At 72.2% G+C, this 7718-nt stretch carries 7 protein-coding genes; 2 read left to right on the top strand and 5 right to left on the bottom strand.

Features of this window, described 5'->3' with window-relative positions; translation table 11 throughout:
• Positions 1-129: 129 nt before the first annotated feature.
• The 4 genes from JGS39_RS34465 to JGS39_RS34450 form a co-directional block, all read right to left on the bottom strand.
• Positions 130-588: a DUF5304 domain-containing protein gene (locus tag JGS39_RS34465; protein WP_219573686.1), complete on the bottom strand. Its 459-nt coding sequence runs from the start codon at positions 586-588 to the stop codon at positions 130-132.
• Positions 589-671: 83 nt separating this feature from the next.
• Complete coding sequence (locus JGS39_RS34460; RefSeq protein ID WP_219573685.1) at positions 672-1886, bottom strand: ArsA family ATPase; 1215 nt, start codon at positions 1884-1886, stop codon at positions 672-674.
• A gap of 4 nt (positions 1887-1890) precedes the next feature.
• Positions 1891-2340: an SRPBCC family protein gene (locus JGS39_RS34455; RefSeq protein WP_219573684.1), complete on the bottom strand. Its 450-nt coding sequence runs from the start codon at positions 2338-2340 to the stop codon at positions 1891-1893.
• Between the two features lie 117 nt (positions 2341-2457).
• Positions 2458-3264, bottom strand: a complete 807-nt coding sequence (locus JGS39_RS34450; RefSeq protein WP_219573683.1) for a metallophosphoesterase family protein — start codon at positions 3262-3264, stop codon at positions 2458-2460.
• 279 nt (positions 3265-3543) lie between these two features.
• Between JGS39_RS34450 and JGS39_RS34445 the strand changes: the two genes are divergently transcribed.
• On the top strand, positions 3544-5340 hold the full coding sequence (locus JGS39_RS34445; protein WP_219573682.1) for an AMP-dependent synthetase/ligase: 1797 nt from the start codon (positions 3544-3546) through the stop codon (positions 5338-5340).
• Between the two features lie 55 nt (positions 5341-5395).
• Here the strand turns inward: JGS39_RS34445 and JGS39_RS34440 are convergent, their stop codons facing one another.
• Positions 5396-6538: a glycosyltransferase family 4 protein gene (locus JGS39_RS34440; RefSeq protein ID WP_219573681.1), complete on the bottom strand. Its 1143-nt coding sequence runs from the start codon at positions 6536-6538 to the stop codon at positions 5396-5398.
• A gap of 172 nt (positions 6539-6710) precedes the next feature.
• Between JGS39_RS34440 and JGS39_RS34435 the strand changes: the two genes are divergently transcribed.
• The coding region (locus JGS39_RS34435; protein WP_219573680.1) for a glycosyltransferase 87 family protein at positions 6711-7718 on the top strand (1008 nt) is incomplete at its 3' end.

The following is a 7718-nucleotide window of genomic DNA, read 5'->3' as shown; positions in this document are numbered from 1 at the left end:
GCGATTCCTGCTGCGATCTTCGTGCCGCCGATATCGACGCCGATGGTGAGTCCCATGAATCCCTCAGTTTCGGTCGAGCCCCGCTGGGGCAACCGTACCCGAGGCTGGGCCCCGTCCTGTCGGCGCCGGTCAGTCCAGGTCGATGTGTTCGCCGGCTCCGGGCCCCTCATCTCGGGGGTCGGTGGGGTCCTCCACCTTCTTTTCCGTGCCTGCGGGGTCCCCCGCACCCTGGGTCCAGCGGCGTTCCTGTCCCTCGACCGCCGAGCGGTAGGCGGCCAGCAGTTCACTGCCGGCGGCGGCAATGTGATCGAAAACGTCCGGATTACGTTCGATGACGGGCTCGACCGCGGACTTCGCCTGCTTGATGACCTGCTGCACGGCGCCCTGGGCAGCCACGCCGAGCAGGGGTGTCTGGAGGGAGCCGAGCTTGTCGGCCACGGCGTCGACCAGCTTGCGCAGCTCCTCGGCGGCGGAGCCGGGCGGCGGGCCGTACTCGGCGCGGCGGCGGGCCTTCTCGGCGGCGAGGTCCTCGGCGCAGGCCTGCGCCCACGCGTCGTCGTCGACGGGACGATCGGTGGCTTCGCTCATGGCGGACTCCTGCGGCGTGGTGGGACGGCGGCCCGGCATCCGGGACCCCTACCAACGACGGTACCCGAACGGTGGCAGGCCGTTCAGCTCGTCCTCGGCCACAGCGCGGGATCCGGCGTGAAGCGGACCCGCAGTACCCCGTCGGTGAGGGCCGCGCCGGAGACGGTGCAGCGGCGCAGCGCGGACTCCAGGGGCACGATGCGGTGGAAGGGGCCGACGGTGAGAAGCAGTTCGCCGCCGCGCCGGACCAGCTGGAGGTCCTTCTTGACGGCGCCGGGCAGGCGCAGGCACCAGACGAGTATGCCGTCGGCCCCGTCCTGTCCCTCGGGGGCTCCGGCCTCCTCGATCCACCAGGCGTCCTCGGCGCGCCCGCCCTCACGGCTGTCCGGGGACAGCGCGGGCGTGTCGTCCACGATTCCGGCGAGGTCGCCGGGGCCCTGCGGATCGCGGCCGAGGTGGGACAGCCGCAGCAGGGGGGCCTCGGCGGGCCGCTCCTCGTGCCAGTGGTCGAGGCACTTGTCCTGCTGTGCGGAGAGCGCGGCGAACCAGGGGTCGGACGAGTGGCGCGGCAGCACCCGGTTGGCGACCAGGGCGTCGACCCGCAACCCGTGCAGGGCGAGCCCGGTGCGGGCGGTGTGCAGGGCGTCCTCCGCGGCCGGGCCCGGTTCGGCGACCAGCCGGAGCGTCGTCGCGCGGTCCTCGACCAGCGCCTGCACCCCGGCCAGCTCGGCGTCGCGCCGGGCGGCGGCCTCGTACAGCCACTGGGCGGGCATGGGCACACCGGCGAGCTGCGCGAGCATCGGGCGCAGGGCGCGGGCGGCCTGGCGTTCCTGCGGCAGCAGCCGGCGCAGGTAGCGGCGCAGCTGTTCGGGCAGGGCCAGCAGGGCGAGGGCTTCGCGCAGCGGCGGCAGGTCGACGACGAGGAGGTCGTAGCCGGCGCGGGACCAGTCGCCCTGTGCGGCGCGGCGCAGGGAGTGCAGCAGGGCGAGTTCGGCGCTGCCGGGAAGTTCGGTGAGCTCCTCGCCGTCCATGCGGTTGCCGCCGAGCAGATCGAGCACGCCGGACAACTGGTCCTGGAGCGTGAGGAGTTCGCTGCGGAAGTGCGCGCCGGAGTCGATCCGGACGGACCACAGGCCGTCGGTGACCCGGGTGGGTTCGGTGGCCGTCGGGAAGCCGGGTACGGCGTCGGCGGAGATCAGCAGGGTGCGGGCGCCGCCGCGGGCGCCGGCCAGTGCGGTGGCCGCCGCGACGGTGGTACGGCCGGCGCCGCCGAGGCCGGTGACCAGGACCGTACGCACGGGATCAGGCCTTCGGGACGGATTCGACACGCTTCTTGAGACCGGCCAGGGCGCGGTCGATGATGACCTTCTCGGCCTTGCGCTTGATCATGCCGAGCATCGGGATCTTGACGTCCACGGTCAGCCGGTAGGTGACCTCGGTGCGGTCGCCTTCGCCGAGCGGGGCGAGCGCGTACGAGCCGTCGATTGCGCGCAGCATCTGGGACTTGACCAGGGTCCAGCTGACCTCGTAGTCGCCGATCCAGGTGTAGGCGAGGGTGTGGTCGTCCTTGATCGCTCCGGCGTCCAGGACGAGGCGGACCTTCTCGGCGCGGCCGCGGTCGTCGGTGCCGAGCACCTCGGCCTCCTTGACCTCGCCGGTCCATTCCGGATAGCGGTCGAAGTCGGCGATCACACCCATGACGTCGGCCGGTGCCGCCTCGATCGTGATGCTCGAGCTGGTGTGTTCAGCCATCGCTGTGGCCCTCCAGTGCGGTGTACCGGTCGATCGGCAGAGGCCTGCCGCCAGAAGGCTATCGCGTGAGCGCCGCGCCTCGTCCCAGGGCCCGGCCGGTTCGGGCGGGGTGAGCGGTCACCATTCCAGCGCCCAGGGCCGGCCGGTCGAGGCGAAGTGGCCGACGTTCACGCACTCGGTGTCGCCGATCCGCATCCGGCGGGCCAGCGGCTGGTGGACGTGGCCGAACAGGGCGTAGCGGGGGCGGGTGCGGCGGATGGCGTCGAGCAGGGCCCGGCTGCCGCGCTCGAAGCGGCGGGCCACGGTGTCGTACGTCAGCTCCGGGACCTCGGGCGGAATGTGCGTGCAGAGCACGTCGACCGGGCCGACCGCCTCGATCTTGGCCGCGTACTCCTCGTCGCTGATCTCGTACGGGGTGCGCATCGGGGTCTGCAGGCCGCCGCCGACGAAACCGAAGACGCGGCCGCCGATCTCGACGCGGTCGCCGTCCAGGACGGTGGTGCCGGGTCCCGCGTACTCGGGCCACAGGCCGGGGATGTCGACGTTGCCGTAGGTGGCGTACGTCGGAGTGGGCAGCGCGGCGAACATTTCGGCGTACTGCTTCCGGACGGCCGCGACGATCGCGGCGTTGCGGTCCAGCCCCGCCCACAGCCCCCGGCCGAAGTCCCGGGCCTCCTCGAAACGGCGTTCGGTGCGCAGGGCGACGATGCGGTCGGCGTTCTCGACGCCGAAGAGATCGGGGAAGATGCCGCGCGAGTGGTCGGCGTAGTCGAGGAAGAGCACCAGGTCACCCAGGCAGACAAGGGCGTCGGCGCCGTCCCCGGCGCGGGCCAGTGCCTCGGTGTTGCCGTGCACGTCGCTGACCACGTGGACGCGGGTGCGGCGTCCGGGGGACGCGTTCCTGCTGTTCGGTCCTGCTCGCATGACGATCACCCTAGGACTCCGGCGCCCAGGTGGGTAGAGGCGGCCGGACCTGCGGTTACCTCCGAGTGTTGAACCAGGTGCACTACTGTGCGGATGAGGACCACCGATATGTGTGACGCATAAGACATCTGGCCTGAACCCCCTATCCGGAACCGAGTACCGGTGGGTAACGTCCGGGCAGTCCAGTCGTGCTCACCCCACTGAGCACCCCCGATCTTGGACCGCAGCCGGTGCGTCACACAGAGCCGTGGCACCGGAGCCCGATGAGGAGCAGCAGTCTTGCGCGAGTTCAGCCTTCCGGCCCTGTACGAGGTCCCCTCGGACGGCAACCTGACGGATCTCATCCGCCGCAATGCCGCTCAGCATGCCGACGTCGCGGTGATGAGCCGCAAGGTGGCCGGCGTCTGGACGGACGTGACGGCCACCCAGTTCCTGGCCGAGGTCAGAGCGGCGGCCAAGGGGCTGATCGCCGCCGGTGTCCAGCCCGGCGACCGGGTCGCCCTGATGTCCCGCACCCGCTACGAGTGGGTGCAGCTGGACTTCGCGATCTGGAGCGCGGGCGCCGTCACCGTGCCCGTGTACGAGACGAGCTCCGCCGAGCAGGTCCAGTGGATCCTCGGCGACTCGGGCGCGGTCGCTGTCCTGGTGGAGAGCGACGCCCACGCGGAGGCCGTGGCCTCGGTGCGCGACCGGCTGCCGGATCTGCTCCATGTGTGGCAGATCGACAAGGGCGCGGTCGACGAGCTGACGGCGCTGGGTGCGGAGGTCTCCGAGGAGACCGTGGACCTGCGCAGCGCGAGTGCCAAGGCCGACGACCCGGCAACGATCGTGTACACCTCGGGCACCACCGGCCGCCCCAAGGGCTGTGTGCTGACGCACCGCAGCTTCTTCGCGGAGTGCGGCAACGTGGTGGAGCGGCTCAAGCCGCTGTTCCGTACCGGCGAGTGCTCGGTGCTGCTCTTCCTGCCCGCCGCGCACGTCTTCGGCCGGCTGGTCGAGGTCGCCTCCGTGATGGCGCCGATCAAGCTCGGCTGCGTACCGGACATCAAGAACCTCACCGATGAGCTGGCCGCGTTCCGGCCGACCCTGATCCTCGGGGTGCCGCGGGTCTTCGAGAAGGTCTACAACTCGGCCCGGGCCAAGGCGCAGGCCGACGGCAAGGGCAAGATCTTCGACCGGGCCGCGAACACGGCGATCGCCTACAGCCGTGCGCTGGGCACGCCGCAGGGGCCGTCGGTGGGCCTGAAGTTCAAGCACAAGGTGTTCGACCGGCTGGTCTACAGCAAGCTGCGGGCCGTGCTCGGCGGGCGCGGTGAGCACGCGATCTCCGGCGGTGCGCCGCTCGGTGAGCGGCTCGGCCACTTCTACCGCGGCATCGGCTTCACCGTCCTGGAGGGCTACGGCCTGACGGAGTCGTGCGCGGCCACCGCCTTCAACCCGTGGGACCGTCAGAAGATCGGTACGGTCGGCCAGCCGCTGCCCGGCTCCGTCGTACGCATCGCCGACGACGGCGAGGTGCTGCTGCACGGCGAGCACCTGTTCTCCGGCTACTGGAACAACGAGGCGGCGACGGTCGAGGCGCTGGCCGACGGCTGGTTCCACACCGGCGACATCGGCACCCTCGACGAGGACGGCTACCTCGCGATCACCGGCCGCAAGAAGGAGATCATCGTCACGGCGGGCGGCAAGAACGTCGCTCCCGCCGTCATCGAGGACCGCATCCGCGGGCACGCCCTGGTCGCGGAGTGCATGGTCGTCGGCGACGGCCGCCCGTTCGTGGGCGCGCTGGTGACGCTGGACGAGGAGTTCCTGGGCCACTGGGCCGAGGAACACGGCAAGCCCGTCGGCTCGACCGCCCTGTCGCTGCGCGAGGACCCGGAGCTGCTGGCCGAGGTGCAGCGCGCGATCGACGACGGCAACGCCGCGGTGTCCAAGGCCGAGTCGGTACGCAAGTTCCGCATCCTGGCCGCCCAGTTCACCGAGGAGGCGGGCCACATCACGCCGTCGCTGAAGCTGAAGCGGAACGTGGTGGCGAAGGACTTCGCGGACGAGGTGGAGTCCATCTACCGCGGCTGATGCCGCGCCACCGGAAGGGGCCCGCAGGACGGGCCCCTTCCGTGTGTCCGGTCGCTCAGAGCAGTTCCCGGAGCTTCTCCGCCAGCAGGTCCCAGCGCCACTTCTCCTCGACCCAGGCGCGGCCCCGCTCCCCCATCCGCCGGCGCAGCTCCGCGTCACCGAGCAGGGCGACGATCCGCTCCGCCGACTCCTCGGCCGAGCCGCCGCGCACCACCCACCCCGTCTCGCCGTCGAGCACGGCGTCCGGGGCGCCGCCCGAGTCGCCCGCCACGACCGGCAGCCCGGTCGCGGACGCCTCCAGGTAGACGATGCCGAGGCCCTCCACGTCGAGGCCGCCGCGCCGGGTGCGGCACGGCATCGCGAAGACGTCACCGGCCCCGTAGTGCGCGGGCAGCTCCTCCCACGGCACCGGACCGGTGAACCGCACCGAGTCCGGCACCCCGGTGTCCGCAGCCAGCTTCTTCAGCTCGCCCGCGTACGGTCCGCCGCCGACGACCAGCAGGACGGCGTCGGGCACCTCGGCCAGGATCGCGGGCATGGCAAGGATCAGGGTGTCCTGGCCCTTGCGGGGCACCAGCCGGGACACGCAGACGACGACGGGCCGGTCGGTGAGCCCGAGCCGGGCCCTGACACGGTCGCCGCCGGAGTCCGGGTGGAAGGTCTTCTCGTCGACGCCGGGAGGCAGTTGGACCATGCGTGCGGCGGCGGCCGGAGTGAGCGCGGCGGCGATCCGGGAACGGGTGTACTCGCCGAGGTAGGTGAGGGTGTCCGTGCCCTCGCCGATCCGCCGCAGCAGTTGCCGGGAGGCGGGCAGTTGCGCCCAGCCGGCCTCGTGCCCGTGCGTGGTGGCGACCAGCCGGCGGGCCCCGGCCCGGCGCAGCGCCGGGGCCATCAGGCCGAGCGGGGCGGCGGCGCCGAACCAGACGGAGGAACAGCCGTGGGTGCGCAGCAGCTCCGCGGCACGCCGGGTCACCCGCGGGGTCGGCAGCAGCATCGTCGTACGGTCGCGGACCACGGTGAAGGGCTGCTCGGCGTCGAAGGCGGCGGTGGCCGCCGCGCCCTCGGCGCCGCGCTTCCAGGTGGAGGCGTAGACGACGACCTGCTCCGGGTCCAGGCGGAGCGCCATGTTGTGCAGGAACGCCTGGATGCCACCGGGGCGGGGCGGAAAGTCATTGGTCACGATCAAGGTCTTGTCCATCGCCGCCGACAGTACCGGGCGCCCTGCCCGGGCCGGGTCCGGGATTGCCCGTGGGCGTCGCATGCCCGGCCCCGCGACGCCACGGGCGGTTCCGGACCCGGCCCTGCGGGTTCCGCACAGCGGGGGCGGGCATCATGGCAACTCGTACGGCAAGGGAACGGTGAGGCGGGACATGACGGGTTCGAGTGGCACACGGCCGGCAGCCTTCGCGGTGTGGGCGCTCACCAGATCCCTGCTCCTGCTCTGCGTCGTCAAGGTGATCGTGGTGCCGGGCCCTGATGTGACGAGCGATGTGTCGGTGATCTACCACGGCTGGTACGACGTGCTGAGCTCGGGCAGCTATCCGCGGTCCGACGTCACCTGGCAGTACCCGCCGGTCGCGGCGCTGGCGATCCTCTCCCCCGCCCTGCTGCCCTTCCTGGACTACGCGTCGGCCTTCTTCGTGCTGGCCTTCCTGTGCGACGCGCTGGTGCTGGGTCTGCTGCTGTACGCGGGCCGGGGCACCGCCCGGCGGACGGCCGGGGCCTGGGTGTGGGTGGCGGGGGTTCCGCTGCTGGGTACGACGGCGTACGCCCGGTACGACGTGATGGTGACGGCCGTGGCGGTGGCGGCGCTGCTGGCCGGAATCCGGCATCCGCGGCTGCTGGGGGCACTGGCGGCGTTCGGGGCGCTGCTGAAGGTCTGGCCGGCTCTGGTGCTCGCCGGTACCGCCCGCGGCCGGCGGACCCGCCTGGCGTGGACGACGGCGGCCGGGGTGGCGCTCGGGCTGCTGGTGCTGTGCACCGCGGCGGCGCCGGGCGCGCTGGCGTTCCTGGGCTTCCAGCGGGACCGGGGTACCGAGGTCGAATCGCTGGGGGCGCTGGTCTTCCATGTGGCGCGGCAGTTCGGCTGGCAGGGCCGGGTGGAGCTGCACTACGGCTCGCTGGAGTTCCTGGGGCCGCATGTGCCGCTGGTGAGCACCCTCTCCCTGGGGCTGAGCGTCGTCGCGTTCGGCTGGCTGCTGGTGTGGCGGCTGCGGGCGCGCACGTTCGGGGTGAGTACGACGGCGGACGCGGCGTTCACCGCGGTGCTGCTGTTCACGACCACGAGCCGGGTGATCAGCCCCCAGTACATGCTGTGGCTGGTCGGTCTGGCCGCGGTGTGCCTGGTCTTCCGGGAGAGCCGGATGGCCTGGCCTGCG

Source organism: Streptomyces poriferorum, assembly GCF_019399235.1.
Classification (GTDB): domain Bacteria; phylum Actinomycetota; class Actinomycetes; order Streptomycetales; family Streptomycetaceae; genus Streptomyces; species Streptomyces poriferorum.
This window is presented reverse-complemented; position numbering and strand designations above follow the sequence as displayed.

Bases quoted from the DNA above. Each gene is read 5' to 3' on its own strand.
- JGS39_RS34440 (WP_219573681.1), bottom strand. From the start codon at position 6,538: ATGGACAAGACCTTGATCGTGACCAATGACTTTCCGCCCCGCCCCGGT.
- JGS39_RS34450 (WP_219573683.1), bottom strand. From the start codon at position 3,264: ATGCGAGCAGGACCGAACAGCAGGAACGCGTCCCCCGGACGCCGCACC.
- JGS39_RS34455 (WP_219573684.1), bottom strand. From the start codon at position 2,340: ATGGCTGAACACACCAGCTCGAGCATCACGATCGAGGCGGCACCGGCC.
- JGS39_RS34465 (WP_219573686.1), bottom strand. From the start codon at position 588: ATGAGCGAAGCCACCGATCGTCCCGTCGACGACGACGCGTGGGCGCAG.